At 73.2% G+C, this 16280-nt stretch carries 12 protein-coding genes; 2 read left to right on the top strand and 10 right to left on the bottom strand.

Going from position 1 to position 16280, the window contains the following annotated elements:
* Positions 1–406 precede the first annotated feature (406 nt).
* The 3 genes from DMB38_RS25220 to DMB38_RS25210 form a co-directional block, all read right to left on the bottom strand.
* On the bottom strand, positions 407–712 hold the full coding sequence (locus DMB38_RS25220) for a hypothetical protein (protein ID WP_240662454.1): 306 nt from the start codon (positions 710–712) through the stop codon (positions 407–409).
* A 361-nt stretch (positions 713–1073) separates the two neighbouring features.
* On the bottom strand, positions 1074–2615 hold the full coding sequence (locus tag DMB38_RS25215) for an MFS transporter (protein ID WP_276314972.1): 1542 nt from the start codon (positions 2613–2615) through the stop codon (positions 1074–1076).
* 250 nt (positions 2616–2865) lie between these two features.
* Positions 2866–4626, bottom strand: coding sequence for an FAD-dependent monooxygenase (locus DMB38_RS25210; RefSeq protein WP_125937072.1), 1761 nt, complete (start codon positions 4624–4626; stop codon positions 2866–2868).
* A 1999-nt stretch (positions 4627–6625) separates the two neighbouring features.
* Here DMB38_RS25210 and DMB38_RS25205 point away from each other — a divergent pair.
* Positions 6626–7744, top strand: coding sequence for an AfsR/SARP family transcriptional regulator (locus DMB38_RS25205; RefSeq protein WP_240662744.1), 1119 nt, complete (start codon positions 6626–6628; stop codon positions 7742–7744).
* Between the two features lie 149 nt (positions 7745–7893).
* Here DMB38_RS25205 and DMB38_RS25200 read toward each other — a convergent pair whose 3' ends face one another.
* The 5 genes from DMB38_RS25200 to DMB38_RS25180 all read right to left on the bottom strand — a co-directional run bounded on the left by DMB38_RS25200 (position 7894) and on the right by DMB38_RS25180 (position 13791).
* Complete coding sequence (locus DMB38_RS25200) at positions 7894–8565, bottom strand: response regulator transcription factor (protein WP_125937071.1); 672 nt, start codon at positions 8563–8565, stop codon at positions 7894–7896.
* Entirely contained in the window at positions 8562–9839 is a 1278-nt protein-coding gene (locus DMB38_RS25195) for a histidine kinase (protein ID WP_125937070.1), read from the bottom strand. Before DMB38_RS25195 ends, DMB38_RS25200 begins: the two co-directional genes overlap by 4 nt.
* A 97-nt stretch (positions 9840–9936) precedes the next feature.
* Complete coding sequence (locus DMB38_RS25190) at positions 9937–12180, bottom strand: MMPL family transporter (protein ID WP_125937069.1); 2244 nt, start codon at positions 12178–12180, stop codon at positions 9937–9939.
* Positions 12181–12383: 203 nt separating this feature from the next.
* Positions 12384–12815, bottom strand: coding sequence for a PPOX class F420-dependent oxidoreductase (locus tag DMB38_RS25185; RefSeq protein WP_125937068.1), 432 nt, complete (start codon positions 12813–12815; stop codon positions 12384–12386).
* 46 nt (positions 12816–12861) lie between these two features.
* A complete protein-coding gene (locus DMB38_RS25180; protein ID WP_125937067.1) occupies positions 12862–13791 on the bottom strand; it encodes an NAD(P)-binding domain-containing protein in 930 nt (309 codons plus the stop codon).
* Between the two features lie 72 nt (positions 13792–13863).
* On the opposite strand from DMB38_RS25180, the gene DMB38_RS25175 reads away from it, so the two are divergent.
* A complete protein-coding gene (locus DMB38_RS25175) occupies positions 13864–14232 on the top strand; it encodes a MerR family transcriptional regulator (RefSeq protein ID WP_047018049.1) in 369 nt (122 codons plus the stop codon).
* Positions 14233–14285: 53 nt separating this feature from the next.
* Here DMB38_RS25175 and DMB38_RS25170 read toward each other — a convergent pair whose 3' ends face one another.
* Positions 14286–15542 (bottom strand): aminopeptidase, encoded by a 1257-nt coding sequence (locus DMB38_RS25170; protein ID WP_125937066.1) that lies wholly within the window; start codon positions 15540–15542, stop codon positions 14286–14288.
* 49 nt (positions 15543–15591) lie between these two features.
* The gene (locus DMB38_RS25165; protein ID WP_240662453.1) at positions 15592–16191 is read right to left on the bottom strand and encodes a helix-turn-helix domain-containing protein; all 600 of its coding nucleotides are present in this window, start codon (positions 16189–16191) and stop codon (positions 15592–15594) included.
* Positions 16192–16280: the final 89 nt, after the last annotated feature.

Below are 16280 nucleotides of genomic sequence, written 5' to 3'. Positions count from 1 at the left end.
TACGGCGGGGTCCACCCCACGGGGCCCCGCCTGGGCCGGCGGCCCCGGTCTCGGGACCGTCGACGACATGCCCGCCAACGAGTGGGCCAGCCTCATAGCCGTGGGTGACCACGTGCAGCGATACATCAAGGGCGAGGTCAAGGACTGACCCCTTTCGCGGGCACCGGCCCGCCCCACTGCCCCGTTGAGACGGCCGGGCAGGGCGCGCAGCACCGCGCCCTGCCCGGCCTTTTTCGTGTTTTCGGCCCCTCAACGGCCGTCGCCGAGGCCGCCCGGGAATGCCCGTGTCGCCCTTGGGCGGACGAAAACCTGGGTGAGCTGCGGGACATGGGTCAGGGCGGGGCGGGCGCCGACAGGACCCGGCGGGGGGGCCGGGTCTGGCGGCGCACGGCGGCGGACGGGCTTCTCAGTAGAAGAGGCGGTACGTGCCTACGGAGGTCATCGGCTCCACGGACAGCGGCTCCGAGATCCACTCGTTCTTCAGGCCGTTCATCGTCTCCAGGAACGCGGGCATGGTGAGCAGCGGGTTCTTCTCGTCGTCCTCCAGGTCCACCACCAGGACGAAGGTCTGCCCGTCGGGCAGCTTGCACCAGGAGTACCGCACGCCCTCCGGCTCGGCCTCCTCGATCGCCGCGAACAGCTCCTTCGCGGCCCTCTCCGCGGTCTCGACCTTGTCTTCCTTGATCTTGGCACGGAACATGCGGACGCTCATCGCGAATCTCCTTGGTGAACGTGCACGCCGCCGGGTGTCGGCGGCGTTTCTCAGGGTTGTTCTAGGAGCCAGATACAAACCACGCGTGTGCATCGCATTCCGGCTCACGAGGCCCTCCACCCAGACCAGCGTCGTTGCTCAGAAAGACCGTGAACGTGCCTTCCCGAAGAGCCCGTCCAGCATCCGGCACCCCGCTTGGCCACCGCATACCGACGACTTGGCGTTCACTTGGTCAGCGCGGTGCCGACCCAGGGCAGTGCGGTCGGCCGGCCGGTGGAGTGCCGCCGTCCGCGCCCGGTCCAGACGTGATCGGGGGTCGTGTGCCGCTCCGGCGTGCCGCCGGTGCCGGTCGTCGTCGGGGTCAGGAGTGCGCCTTCTCCGTCTTGTCCTTGTCCGCGGGCTGTGCCCCCGACGCCGGTGCGGGCAGCGGGCCGGAACGGATCAGCAGGCCGCAGATGACGGCGCCCGCCGCGAACAGGCCCGCGCACCACCAGAACACGGTTGAGTAGCTGTCGACCGCGGCCAGTTGGAGAAGTTCCTCGGTCGGCGGTCCCTGGGCGTGTTCCGTCACGTAGTCCGTGATGGCGCTCGCCGCGATGGTGTTGAGCAGCGCGATGCCGATCGAGCCGCCGAGCTGCTGGCCGACCTGGATGCTCGCCGAGGCAATGCCCGCGTCCTGCGGCCGTACGCCGGCAGTGCCGGTCTGCAGCACCGCGGCGAAGATGGAGCCCATGCCGTAGCCGCAGATCACGATCGGGCCGAGGAGTGCGGAGGCGTAGGAGGAGTCGACCTCCACGTTGGTCAGCCAGGCGGTGCCGACGGCGTTGAGCGCCAGGCCCGCGATGACCAGCGGCTTGGGGCCGTACTTGGGCATGATCTTGATGTTGCCGATGTTCACCGCCACGGCGGTGAACACGATCATCGGCAGCAGCGCGACGCCCGAGGTGATCGCCGAGTAGTCCAGCGTGTTCTGCATGTAGTAGATGACGAAGAGGAAGAACCCGAAGGCGCCGGCGCCGAAGACCAGCATTGTCAGGTACGCCCCGCCGCGGTTGCGGTCGAGGACGACGCGCGGCGGCAGCAGCGGGTGCGCCGCGCGCGCCTGCCAGCCGGCGAAGGCGATCAGCAGCACGGCGCCGGCGATGAGGAAGCCCCACGTCTCCGGCGTGCTCCAGTCCTCGTTCGCGGCGTTGGAGAAGCCGTAGACGACGCAGAACATCGCGCTCGACACCAGCACGACGCCCGGGATGTCGAGCCGGGCACGTGCACCCCGGGACCCGCCGTTGCGGCCGAGCGGGAGCCCTGTGCCGATCAGCGCGACGGCGGCGAAGACCAGGTTCACGTACATGCACCAGCGCCAGGACAGGCCGGAGGTGAGGGTGCCGCCGATGATCAGGCCCAGGCCCGCGCCGCTGGCCGCGACCGCGCCGAAGGCGCCGAACGCCTTGCCCTTCTCCTTGGGGTCCGTGAACGTCGTGGTCAGCAGTGTCAGCGTGGCCGGCGCCAGCAGGGCGGCGAAGACGCCCTGGCCGACGCGGGCGCCGACCAGCATCTCGAAGCTGGTCGAGGCGCCGCCGACGGCGGAGGCGCCGGCGAAGCCGACCACGCCGACGATGAAGGCCCGCTTGAGGCCGAAGAGGAGGACGAGCCGGCCGCAGAAGAGCAGCAGGCTGCCGAACGCCAGCGCGTACGCGGTCACGACCCACTGCCGGTCCGCGATGGAGAACTCCAGGTCCTCCTGCGCCGACGGCAGCGCGAGGTTCATGATGGTCGTGTCAAGGGTCACCATGAGCTGGGCGACGCAGATGACGACGAGGATGAGCCACCGCTTGGGGTCGGCCTCCGTCACTCCGCCCGCTCCCGGGTCGGGCCCGGCAGCAGAGTCTGCGCTCTGTGTTGCCACGATCGTCTCCTTGTCGTGTGTGACGGATATACACCCCCAACCTTCATGACAGGGACGGCGGGGTGAATGTGACCCGGGGCCGAGCCGAGCACGCGCGCGAGGGACGGGGGGCGGCGCCGCGGCCGTGGTCGGTCCGGCGGGCGCGGTCGAGGGGCGGCGGCGTCCGGGGCATCGTGTCCCGGAGCCGCCGCCTCCTCGCCGTCGTGCTGTTGCCGTGCGGTGTTGTGCCGCCGGGGGGCCGGCTGTCGTGCTAGCCGCGGGCGAGGATGCGCGAGAGCGCGTCGCCCAGCGCGGCGGCCGGGTCGTCACCGGCGGTCCTGCTCCGCCACGCCACGTGGTGGTCGGGGCGTACCAGGACGGCACCGTCGTCGGTGATCTCGCGGACGGCCGCCCACCGGCCGTCGGCGGGGGTGTACTCGGCGCCGTCGCCGATGCGGACCGTGGTGAGGGGGACCGAGAGCTTCTCGGCCGCCTCGGAGGCCGCGTCGCACCACGCCTTCCCCTCCGGGCCGGCGATCAGCACGAAGCCGCCGGCGCGGCCGACCAGGTCGTGGGTGGACAGCCGCTCGCCGTTCCGCTCGATCCAGGCGTGCGGGAGCATGTGCCCGGGCCGGGTGGTGGGGTGGTACTCGTTGAGCAGGGCCGCGCGGGCCGGGGGCTCCGTCCCGTCGGTGACGAGCGCCCCCTCCTCGTACGCGAAGCCCACCTCCAGGTCGAGCGCCTGGCACTCGGAGCGGTGGGTGTTGAGGATCTCCGCCGCCCGGGCCCGGACGGCCCTGCCGACCGGGGAGGAGTCGAAGAAGGCGGCGAACACCGACGTGCGGCGCTCGACCGGGATGTGGGCGCCGAGGCCGACGGCGGCCTCGGTGACCACCTTGTGGTGGAACCAGGTCGACAGGCCCCATTCGACGTTCCGCTTGCCGACGGGGCGGCGCTCGGCCTCGTACGAGTCGAGGAGGCCGTCGTCGGCGCTGCCTGAGACGACGGCGGCCAGCTTCCACGCCAGGTTGTGCACGTCCTGGACGCCGCCGTTGAGGCCGAGGCCGGTGGTGGGCGGCTGGCGGTGCGCGGAGTCGCCGACGATCAGCACACGGCCCTGGCGGTAGCGGTCGGCGACGACGCCCTCGACGGTCCACTGGCTGATCCGGTGCAGGGTCAGCTCCAGGTCGGGTATGCCGAGGACCTCGCGAATCCGGGCGATCATCGCGTCGGGGTCGCCGCGGTCGGCGTCGCCGGGGTTGAAGTGGAGCGCCCACTCCTCGCAGTTCTTCCCCCAGGTGGGCCCCATCTCCATCAGGGTGCAGGAGAAGTCGGGGCGGTAGGGGTTGACGAACCAGGTGATGATCGTGCCGTCGTGCCACCAGCGGGAGAGGTCGGCGGTGAGGTACGCGGTGGTGACGTTGAGCATGCTGGGCACGCCCTCCATCCGCACGCCCAGTTGGGTGCCGATGGTGCGGCCGCCGTCGGCGGCGATGACGTACTGCGCGGTGACCGTCGAGGTCCCGCCGGTGGCGACGTCGCGGATCTCGGCGACGACGCGGTCGCCCTTGTCGGTGAAGGCCGTCAGCTCGTGGCCGAAGAGGACCCCGCCGGGGTTGTCCTTCTCGGCGCGGCGGCGCATCTCGGGCTCCAGCCGCAGCTGCGGGAGCTTGGCCGGGAGCACCGGGCCGTGCTCCGCGTACACGTCGGTCAGCGCGCCGCCGCCGAAGGCGTCCATCTCGTGGATGACCCGGGCGTCCAGCGGCCCGTCGCCGGTGAGCGAGGTCTGCCAGCGCACCCTGCCGAACATCTCCACCGGCGCCGAGTGCTCGTGGACGACGTCCACGAGCCCGTGCTGCCGGAAGATGTCCATGGTGCGCTGGTTGAGGTAGTGGGCCCGCGGCAGTCGCGACGTGTCCGTGTGCCGCTCGACCAGCAGGTGTTCCACGCCCAGGTCGGACAGGAAGATGGAGGCGGACAGGCCGCACCCGCCGCCGCCGACGATCAGAACCGGAACTTCGATGGCATCCATGCTCGGCCTTCCATGAGTGACGGCTCGGGCAGCACACCGGGGGTCCCGGCAGTCTCCGTCCGCCGCCGCCGAACCGCAGAAAGCGGCATCCGAGACCGAGCGTTGCCGTCATCCCCACGATCTGGAAGCGGGAGCTTCCGGATGAGCCTCCCCGACACCGTCCGGCCGACGTCTCTTTACCGATGCTGCGTGCGTGTTCAGCATCGGGCGGGTGATTTGGCCGGCACTATCGAACGGGTTGGCGCCGGCTTGGCGGCAATCCGCGAACGGGCCCGCCGACCGGCCCCGCAGGGGCCGCGGGGGCGGTGCGCGCCGGGCCCCCGCGGCCGGGGCGGGGGGCGCGCGACGGTGTACCGGAAATCTCTTCAAGATCGTCGGTCACATTTCGCGCTTGCCAACTGTCATGTGTGGGGGACTGTCGCCTCCTTCGGCGCGAAAAGGGAAAAGCCGGACGAGTCCGGACGTACCCTCACCGTGTTCGGCGCGGCGCGCAGCCGGCACCCCTTCGGCGGGACGCCTCAGGCGTACGCCCCCTCCCCCGCGGCCGGCGCCGCCGACGCGATCACCGCCCGGCGGGCGGCGCCCCCCGAGTCGCGGGCGCGGGCACCGCCGGATAGATTCCGCTTCCGCAATCTCTGCAAAGGACCCGACGCTCCACCGGGCCGCCGCGCCGGATTGAATTCAGCACCCTGGTAATTCGAGAACGGCGGGAAATCCACGGCGACGGGTAGCGCCGCGAGTACGGCCCGGCGGCCGGGTAACGTCTCGGCAAACAGCGGATTATTTCGCCGCGATAATCACCTGAACCCGGCACGGGAAAGGTGAAGATCGACATCCGTCTGGGCCCCGGACCAGCCACGGAGCCGCATCCGGTCCGTTCCTCGCGGACCGGGATGAAATTTCATTGCCGACTTTGCCCCGCTTGCCGCCCGCCGGCACTCCCCCGGCGCCGCTCGCGCGGGCCGCAGGACGACGGTCGCAGTCACGCTCTGCTACGCGCATGGAGGGCCCCGCGGTGCTGACAGAAGGTCTACGCCACCCGCTCCCGCCGGCCGGACTCGGAACCCCTCCTTCCGTCCGGCTTCCACTTGACGTACCCTTTACCACCTGGGCATCCACCCGCGCGGGGGCGCCGCAGGGAAGCCCGTAGGCGATCTTGCGAAAACGTCACAGCAGCCGTCGGAGTAGCAAGTTCCTGCTACGTTCCGGCTGGATGGCAGGACCTTGCCCCCCGCCTCCCGGCCGGGACAATCGATCACACCTTCGACGTGCGGGAACGAGCGGGTACCGGATCAGGAGAGCCGCGTCACCTTCGGAACTGTGTTGACAACACCGGTAGGCGATGTTGGGATCGAATAGCCGGGGAGAAAAGGGTCGAAGCCCCTAGATCGATCGTTGCTCTCAGTGCCCGGCAAGGCGAAGATCCATTGCGTTGTGTACCGGCCGCGTAAAACCCGCAGTCGGCATTGCCGGGCCTTGACTGGATTAAGGTTCACGGCTACGCTGGCCCCCGGCCAGTCTCGGGGGACTGGACGACAAACACGGGGGCAGCAGAAATGCTAATGATCGACGCAGGGCCGGAACCCGGCCACTGGCCTCGCGGTCAGATTCAGAACTCCTGGCCGTCAAATCCGGCAAAAGTCGAATTTCACGAAACTCCAGTTGAGATTGCTGCTTCTCGGCAGCAAATCCCTACGGCGCCTACGCTCTCTGACGCGGCGCACGTCGTCTCCGCTTACCGCCTGGTAGCCCGGCCGCGCACACCCCTTGCGCCGCGCCACCGGCGGGCCGTTGTCATGCCGCGGCGTGAGAGCGCTCTCCAGAGCGCCACGCAGATCCACCCGCGTACATCGCACGGAGCGTACGGTGACCGGATCCTGCTTGGCTGTACGGCCGGCAGCCGACCCGGCCGACACCCGGCCGTGGCCAGGCGCCCCGGAAAAGGCGGTGAGATGTTGGGAGTTCAGAGATGACGAACGACAGAACCAACGTCGACACGATGGTTATCGGCGCTGGATTGGGCGGAAGCTGCCAGTCCCACACGGACGGCGGGCAGCGCACGGGAACCGGCAACGGTGATGCGCGGCGCATCGCGGAGCTGGAGCGCGAGGTGCAGGAACTCCGCCGCGCCAACGAGATATTAAAGGTGTATTTCGCCAAGGAACTGGACCTCGAACTCGAATCCACCACGTCCACCGTCACCGTCGGCACGCCCGGCGAGCCGGCTCTCCCGGAGGCGCCGCCGACCGCGCCTCCACCCGCCTCGCGCACGATCCGCTGGAGCCCTGCGCAGCCGTCCACGATCCCGGATCCGCCCCGGCCCATGGCGGAGTTCCGGGCGCTCGGCCCCATCGAAGCCGTCGTCGACGGTCGGCTGTTAGATCTGGGCGCACCCAAGCAGCGGGCCCTGCTCGCCCTGCTGGTCAGCAAGGTGGGCCAGCCGGTGGCGGTGGACGTCATCGTCGAGGAGCTGTGGACCGGCAACCCGCCGCCCTCGGCGATCACTTCTCTGCAGGCGTACGTGGCCAACCTGCGCCGGGTGCTCGAACCCAACCGCGCACCGCGCACCCCCGCGACCGTGCTCCGCACCTACGGCCGCGGCTACCTGCTGGACAACCACGTCGTCGAGGTCGACGTGCACCGGTTCAGCGAGCGCGCCAGCGCCGGCTGGGAAGCCCTCGACCGCGGCAAGCCGCAGCAGGCGCTGCGGGAACTGGAAGCCGGACTGATGCTGTGGCGGGGACAGGCTTACGCGGAGGTGGCCGACACCACCTACGTACGGCCCGAGGTCGCCCGGCTGGAGGAGCTGCGGCTCTCGGTCATCGAGGGGCGGTGCGCCGCGCTGCTCGCGGTGGGCGCCCACGAGATGGCGGTGGCCGAGCTGGAGGCGTTCACGCAGGCGCACCCGCTGCGCGAGTACGGCTGCGAGCTGCTGAGCCTGGCGCTCTACCGGGCCGGCCGGCAGGCCGACGCCCTCGCCGTGCTCCGCACCAACCAGCGCAGGCTGGCGGAGGAGCTGGGGATCGATCCTCGGCCCGCGCTGCAGCACCTGGAGAACGAGATCCTCAACCATGCGCCCGCGCTCGACTGGCGGCCGCGCCCGGGCGGTGGTGCGTGAGATCGCCGCATCGCGATCTCTTTGGCGTGCTCGGGCATCCGCACAGTGTCCGAAATGCCGAAAGCGGCCCGGGGAGTTCCTCACCGGGCCGCTTTCCTCTTCTCCCGTCCCCCGCCGCGCCGCCCGGATCCGCGCCGCGTCCCGCCCGCTCACTCCGGGGCCCGCACCAGCCCCGACTGGTAGGCGAGGACGACGAGTTGGGCGCGGTCGCGGGCGGCCAGCTTGGTCTTCGCGCGCTGCACGTGGGTGCGTACGGTCAGCGGGCTGACGACCAGCTCCGCGGCGATCTCGGCGTTGGACTTCCCGGCCGCGACCAGCGCCGTCACCTCGCGCTCCCGCGCGGTGAGCACCGCCAGGTCCTCCGGGGTGGCCCGGGCGGCGCCCGGCTCGGGGGTGGCCAGGAAGCGGGCGATGAGCGAGCGGGTGGCGGCCGATGAGAGCAGCGCGTCGCCGGCGGCGACCGTGCGGATGCCGTCGACGAGTTCGTCCGCGGAGGCATCCTTGCCGAGGAAGCCGGCGGCGCCGGCGCGCAACGCGCGGGCCACGTGCTCGTCGGTCTGGAACGTGGTGAGGACGAGCACGCGCACCTGCCCCAGCTCCGGGTCCGCGCAGATCGCCTCGGTCGCGGCGAGGCCGTCGGTGCCGGGCATGCGGATGTCCATGACGACGACGTCGGGGAGGTGCGCGCGGGTGAGTTCGACGGCCTCGCCGCCCTCGGCGGCCTCGGCGACGACCTCGAGGTCCGGGTACGAGTCGATGAGGATCCGGAACGTCGCCCGCAGCAGGGCCTGGTCGTCGGCGAGGAGGACGCGGACGGTCATCGGGGCTCTCCGGAGGGCTCGGGGTCCTGCTCGGTGGCCGGCTCGGGCGCCGGGGCGACGGGGGTCTCCTGCCGTACGGGCAGGGGCAGTTCCGCGGTCACCGTGAAGCCGCCGTCCGGTCGCGGGCCCGCGCGCAGGCTGCCGCCCGCGGCGCGGGCGCGCTCGCGCATGCCGATCAGCCCGAAGCCGCCGCCCGGCGGCGGTGGCGGCCGGCCCGCGCCGCCGTCGTCGCTGACGCTGACGGTGAGCAGGTCGTGCGCGTACGCGAGCCGCACCCGGGCCGAGCCCGCGCCCGCGTGCTTGGCGACGTTCGTCAGCGCCTCCTGCACGATCCGGTACGCGGTGAGGTCGAGCCCCGGCGGCAGCGGCCGCTCGGTGCCCTCGGCGGCGACGGCGACGGGCAGCCCCGCGGAGGCGAACGCGGCGACCAGCTCCGGCAGCCGGTCCAGGCCGGGCGCCGGCTCCAGCGGCTCCCCGGAGCCGCCGGGCAGGCCCGGTCCGCCGGATCCGTCCGGTCCCTCCGGGTCGCCGGGCTGGCGCAGCAGCCCGACGGTGGCCTGGAGTTCGCGCAGCGCCGCCGACGTCGTGCCGGTCAGCTCGCCGAGTATCTCCCCGGCCTGCTCGGGACGGGTGCGTGCCAGCCGGGCGGCGGTGCCGGCCTGGGCGTGTGCGAGCGCCATGTGGTGGGCGACGACGTCGTGCAGCTCGCGGGCGATGCGTACGCGCTCCTCCGCGACCCGGCGGCGGGCCTCCTCCTCGCGGGTGCGCTCGGCGTGCTCGGCGCGCAGGTGCACGGCGTCGAGGTACGCCCGCCGCGCCTGGACGGCGATGCCCGCGAGCACCGGCAGCAGCAGCCAGAAGACGGGGCCGACCGACTCCTCGGCCCAGTCCTGCTCCTCGTTCTCGGCGAGCAGCGCGACGGGGACGACCATGGCGAGGACGAGGGCGTAGTGGGCGTAGACGGTCCGCTGCGGAGCGCGTACGGCCAGCTCGTACAGCGCGAGGACCGACGGCGCCAGCAGCGGCAGCGAGAGCGGATAGCCCAGGCCCGCGGACGCGGCACCGCACACGGCGGTGGCGACGACGACCGGGCCCGGGTGGCGGCGCCGCCACGGCAGCGGGACCAGCGCCGCGGCCACCAGCGGCTGCCCGGCGGCCCAGCCGTGGGCGGCGCCGGCGTGCTGCCGACTGGTGACGGCCGCCACGAGCAGCAGCAGGGCCGCCTCGACGAGGCGGGGGTGGCGGTCGGTGAAGCGCTGCCAGGTGGGGAACACGGTGTCCTCCCCTCGGGTGGACCGGCTCGTGGTCGTACGCGCCGCGGGCCGGCCGCCGCATCCGCGGTGCGGGCAGCCGACCCTACGGCGCGGCGCGTCAGACGCGCGTCAGGTCGTGGTCCGCCCCGCCGTGCGGGACCGGCCGCGGTCCCGGCGCCCCGCGGCCCAGCGCCTCGCCCTCCACGTCCACGCGCGGCAGCAGCCGGTCCAGCCAGGCGGGCAGCCACCAGGCGCGCTTGCCGAGCAGGGCCAGCACGGCGGGCACGAACGCCATGCGGACGACGACGGCGTCGAAGAGGACGGCGACGGCGAGCCCGAAGCCGATCATCCTGATGACCTGCTCGCCGCCGGTCATGAACCCGGCGAAGACCGCCATCATGATCACCGCGGCCACCGCGACCACCCGGGCGCTGTGCCCGAAGCCGCTGACGACGGCCGCGCGGGCGTCCTCCCCGTGCACGTACGCCTCACGCATCCGGGAGACGAGGAAGACCTGGTAGTCCATGGCCAGGCCGAAGACGATGCCCACCAGGAAGATCGGCATCATGCTCATGATGGGCCCGGTCTGCTCGATGCCGAACAGGCCCGCCAGATGCCCCTGCTGGAAGACGGTGACGACGGCGCCGAGCGCGGCGAGCACCGACAGCAGGAACCCGAGCGCGGCCTTCAGCGGCACGAGCACGGAGCGGAAGACCAGCAGGAGCAGCAGGAACGCCAGGCCGATGACGGTCGCCAGATACGGGATGAGGGCGTCCTGGAGCTTCTGCCCGACGTCGATGTTGAGCGCGGTGGCGCCGGTGACCTCGTACGTGGCGCCGGTGGCGGCCTCCGTCGCGGCGCGCTGCCCGCGGATGTCGTGGACGAGATCCCTGGTGCGTTCGCTGGTGGGCGCCGTGGCGGGGGTGGCGGAGAGGACGGCGGTCTCGCCGGCGTCGTCGAAGCGCGGCGGGGAGACGGAGACGACGCCGTCGGTGGCGTCGAGCGCCGCGGCCACGTCGCTGACGGCGGCCCGCGGTTCTGCGGCGCCGCGGGCGTCGACGACGACGGTGAGCGGGCCGTTGAAGCCGGGGCCGAAGCCGGCGGCGAGGGCGTCGTAGGCGCGGCGCTCGGTGGTGGAGGCCGGCTTGGCCTCGTCGCCCGGCATGCCGAGGCGCAGATCGGCGGCGGGTACGGCGAGGAGGCCGAGCCCGGCGACGGTGGCGAGGAGGACGGGGACGGGCCGGCGCAGGACGAACCGGGCCCAGCGGACGGCGAGGGTGGCGGGCGCGGCGGAACCCGCCGGGCTCGCGCCGTACGAGGAGTCCGCGCCGGGTCCGCGGGCGCCGCGGGCGCCCCGGGCCAGCACCGCGTTCGGCCACCACCCCAGCAGCGCCGGCACCAGCGTGAGCGCGACCAGCACCCCCACCAGCACCGCCCCCGCCGCGCCCAGCCCCATCTTCGTCAGCATCGGCACCCCGACGACCGACAGCCCGGCCAGCGCGATGACCACCGTCAGCCCCGCGAACACCACCGCGGACCCCGCCGTGCCCGTCGCCCGCCCGGCCGCCTCGCGCGGCTCGTGTCCCGCGGCCCGTTCCTCGCGGTAGCGGGAGACGACGAAGAGCGAGTAGTCGATGCCGACCGCGATCCCGAGCATCATCGCCAGCTCGCCGACCGTCGAGGACAGCCCGAGCGCGCTGCCCAGGGCCAGGATCGCGCACATGCTGACGCCGATCCCGACGACGGCGGTGATCAGCGGCAGCCCGGCGGCGGCCAGCGAGCCGAAGGTGACGAGCAGCACCACCGCGGCCACGGCGATGCCGACGACCTCCCCGAGGCCCGCCGCCTCCCCGGGCTCCACCGCGCTGCCGCCCGCCTCGACGGTCAGCCCCGCGTCGCGCGCCTCCTCGACGGCGTCGTCGAGCGCCGCCCTGGCCGCCTCGCTGACGTCGTCCTCCGCGACCTCGTAGGTGACGGTGGCGTACGCGGTCGTCCCGTCGTCGCTGACGCCCTGCCCGTCGAAGGGGCTCGCCACCGCGGCGACCTGCGGGGCGCCGGTCACGTCCGCGACGAAGGCGCCGACCGCCGCGCGGCCCGTACCCCCGGTGATCTTCTCGCCCGCGGGCGCGACGAAGACGACCCGGGCGTCGGCCCCGTCGGCCGCGGCGCCGGGGAAGCGCTCGTCGATGAGGTCGTACGCGTGCTGCGCCTCGATCCCGGGCATCGAGGAGGAGTCGTCGGGCGGGTCGCCGGCGCTCGTCGCGCCGAGGAACGCGGCGCCGAGGACGGCCGCCCACAGCAGCGCCACGGGCAGGCGCCGGCGGAAGGCGAACCGGCCGAGCCGGTACAGGAAGGTCGCCATGGGAAGGGGTCTCCGCTTCTGGGGTCTCGAAGAACCCCTCCAGCGTTTCCGCGGGGACCCCGCGCCGTCGTCGTCGCCCGTACGGCACTTCCGCGTACTGAAAAGCGAGTACGCGGCCGCTCCCCCTCCGCCGCGGGGATGACGCCCGCGGACGCGGACGGGGTGACGGGCGGCCGCCCGTCACCCCGGTGCTCGCGCGCGGGTCAGCCGAGACGTTCGCCGTAGACGTGGTCCACGGCCATCTTCATCAGCACCCGGCGGTCGGAGACCATCACCGCGCGGTACTCGTCCCAGTCGGGGTGCTCCCCCGCCGCGGCGCGGTAGTAGTCCACCAGCGCCTCGACCTCGGGGCCCCGCGGGTCGGTGCCGGGTCCGACGAGGGTCGCGGTGCCCTCGGCGGTGGCCCAGGAGCGGCCGTCGCGGGCGGTGACCTCCAGCGCGGCGCGGGCGTCGCGGCGCAGGTTCGCGGTCTTCGCCCGGCCTTCGGTCATCGAGACGTACAGGACGCCGGTGTCCGGGTCGTAGAAGGGCATGACGGGCGAGAGCTGCGGGCGGCCGTCCTTCTTGATCGTGGCGAGCACGCCGAGCCGGCTCTCCGCCAGCAGCGCGCGGGGGTCGTACGGGGTCGTGGTCATGTCCGTTGCCAAGTCCTGGTCTGTCGGTGGTATTCCGGCGGCGGGGTCACGCGGGCCGCGCCGCCGGACGGCGGAACTCCTCGATCATCACCGGGTATCCCTCGCCGCCGTGCCCCGCCGCGGCGGCGCGGTCGGCGAGGGACTTGATCAGCGCCGGGAACTCCGCGTTCACGCCGAGGGATTCGCTCTCCTGGACGAGGTGTGCCATCGACACCCGGTGGGTGTCCAGCGTGGCGTCGTCCGGCGGGAAGGTGCCGGTGTCGATCTGCTTCGCGTACCCCGGGAGCCAGTCGAGGACGGCCGGGAGGCCCTTCGCCGCGACGGCCGTGAACTCGGCCGCGGACACGCCCGCGGTGCCGACCAGCGCGGCGCCCTGCAGCCAGCCGTTGAGCAGGCTCCACATCACGCCGACCATCGCCATCTCGTACAGCGAGGTCAGCCCCTGGTCCGCGCCGAGGTACGGGGTGTCGCCGGCCAGGCTGCGCAGCGCGGGCGTGTGGCGGTCGTACGCGTCGCGCGGGCCGCTGAGGGCGATGGCGGTCTCCGCGGTGCCGATGGCCTGCGGGGTGGCCATGATCGCGCCGTCGAGGTACGTCAGGCCGCGCCCGGCGGCCCACGCCGCGGTGTCGCGGGCCTGAGCGGATGTGCCGGAGGTGAGGTTCACCAGGGTCCGGCCGCCGAGGGCGGCGGGGTCGACGGGGTCGAGGAAGGCGTGCAGCGCGTCGTAGTCGGTGACGCAGGCGATCACGAGCGGGGCGGCGGCGACGGCCGCGGCGGGGGTCTCCGCGCGTACGGCGCCCGCGGCGACGAGGCCGTCGGCCTTGGCGGCGGTGCGGTTCCAGACGGTGGTGGGGTGGCCGGCGCGCAGCAGGGCGGCGGCGAGGGCGTGCCCCATCAGCCCGAGGCCGAGGACGGCGACGGGGGCGGGGGCGGGGGCTGTGTCGATGTGGGTGTCGGCGTGTGTGTCGGTCGTCATGGAAGAATGGTCAACGTTCACACCGGTATGAAGGTCAAGCCAGTCAAGCCCGGAGGGCGGGGAGGAGCGCGCATGCGGATCGGGGAGCTGAGCAGGCGCACCGGCGTCAACGCGCATCAGTTGCGCTACTACGAGGCCCAGGGCCTGCTGAAGCCCGAGCGCTCCGGCAACGGCTACCGCGAGTACACGGACGACGCCGTGCTCACCGTCACCCAGATCCGGCGGCTGCTCGACGCCGGCCTGTCCACCCCGGACATCGCCTGGCTGCTGCCCTGCGCCACCGGCACCGGACCCGACTTCGAGCCCTGCCCCGAGCTGATCGACAAGTTCCGCGACCGGCTGGACGGACTCGACGCCCACATCACCACGCTCCACCGCTCCCGCGAGGCCCTGAGCGAATACCTGGTCGCCGCCGAGCGGCGGGTCGCGCAGTACATCTGAGGGTCCGTACGCGGCCCCGGAGACGCCCGTACGGCCACGGGCCGGTCCCCCCCTCAGAGCTGCCACTCGTCGTTCCGCAGGATCACCACCCGGCCGCCGTCGTGCCCGATGCCGGTGACCGTGACCTCCGGGCCGCCCACCATGAAGTCCGTGTGCACCGCGGAGACGCTCATGCCCAGCGCGTCCCGCTCCGCGTCGCCCAGTTCCGCCGCCCCCGGCACGGTCTGCGGCAGGCCCGCGCCCCACGCCAGGTGGCAGGTCGCGTTCTCGTCGAGCAGCGTCTCCAGGAACGTCACGCCCGACCGGCCGATCGGCGACGTCCCGTCCACCAGCGCGACCTCGCCGAGCTGTGCCCCGCCGCGGTCGGCGGCCTGGTGGGCCCGTACGACGTCCGCGCCGCTGGTCGCCCGCACCTCGCTGACGCGCCCGTCGGTGAAGGTGAGTTCCAGTCCGGTGACGACCGTGCCGGCCAGCGCGAGCGGCCGGGTGGCCCGTACGGTGCCCTCGACCCGGCGGTGGTCCGGCGTCGTGTAGACCTCCTCCGACGGCAGGTTGGCGACGAACCGGCGCCCGTCGGCGCTGTCGAAGCCCACCGCGTCCCAGCGGCCGCCCGGGATGAGCCCGATGGTCAGGTCGGTGCCGGGGCCCTCGAAGTGCACGGTGTCCAGGCCCAGTCCATCGAGCCGGGCCGCCCGCGCCTTCAGCTCGGCCAGCCGCTCCCGCCAGGCGGCGGCCGGATCGGGGCGGTCGAGCCGAAGGAAGTGCTTGAGGTGCCCCCACAGCCGGGACACGTCGTCCTCGCCGAAGACGCCGCGCGCCCAGGCGCGGGTGGGGCAGGCGATGACGGTCCAGCGGACGAGGTCGTCGCGCTGGAGGCGGTAGCGGGAGGCGAGGTTGGGCATGCGGTCGAGCCCCGCCCTGGCCGGTTCCGTGTCGTCGAGCAGGCCGGGTTCCGCCTCGCCGCGGATGTTGATCAGAACGCCGTGGCGGTCGCCGAGTTCGCGGTTGCGCGCGTCGAGCCAGGCGGGCACCTCGCCGAGCGTCGCGGCGTCGGCGTGGCGGACGCGGGAGCGCTTGGCGTGCGGGTCGAAGTACCAGATGTCGACGTAGCGGGCGCCGCGCGCGTACGCGCCCTCGGCGAGCGCGCGGGCCAGCGGGGCATGCTCGATCTCGGCGTTGACGGCCACCAGGTCGCCGGGGACGACGGGGGCGGCGACGTCGAGGACGAGGGCCGCGTACGCGGCCAGGTCGGCGGCGGGGACGCCGGAGGCGGCGGTGGAGGCGGGCGAGCCGTGCGCGGACGGGTTCATGAGCACTCCTGTGGGCCGGGGATGCGGCATGTTTGTACGGGGACGGGAATCAGCCGGGTGCGCCGCCGGGGTCGCCGGGTGCGCCGTCCGGGTCGCCGGACTCGCCGGTCCTGCCGCCGAGTTCGAGCAGCATCGCGGTGAAGCTGACGTGGACGCCGTCGCCGGTCCGCGGCGGTCCCGCCTTGTCGTGGACGAGGCGTACGGCACGCTCCGTCAGGGCGCAGACCTCCGCCCAGGTCTCGCGCGGCAGCCAGACCTCCGCGTCGGCGCTGGTGACCTGCCGGCCCGCGGCGGCGCGGCGGCGCAGATCGGTGAAGAGCGCTTCCAGCAGCGGCCCGGAGCCGGCCGAGCGGTCCAGGCGCCGGGCGCTGTCCGGGTCGTACTCGTACCGCTTGGGCGGCTGTCCGCGCCTGGCCGCGCCGCGGGGCTCGCCGGTCTCGCCGCCGGGTGCGCCGTCCGCCCGCCGCAGGAAGCCCGCGGCCGTCAGCCGCCGCAGGTGGTAGCTCGCCGAGCCGTGCGCGATGCCCAGCTCCTCCGCCACCTCCGTCGCCGACATCGGCGCGCCCGTGAGCAGCGAGACGATGCGGATGCGCAGCGGGTTGGCCAGCGCGCGCAGCGGCACGAGCGGCGCGGCCTTTTCCCAAGACATGTTGGGATAATACTCCGGGCCGCCGCCGACGGGTAGGCAGCATGCGCGGCAACCGTTTACTGTGCGGGAGTTCGCCCCTGTCACCAGAA

This window comes from Streptomyces sp. WAC 06738 (assembly GCF_003945505.1).
Taxonomy (GTDB): domain Bacteria; phylum Actinomycetota; class Actinomycetes; order Streptomycetales; family Streptomycetaceae; genus Streptomyces.
The sequence above is the reverse complement of the archived record's forward strand: the minus strand, read 5'-3'. Positions and strand labels throughout refer to the sequence as shown.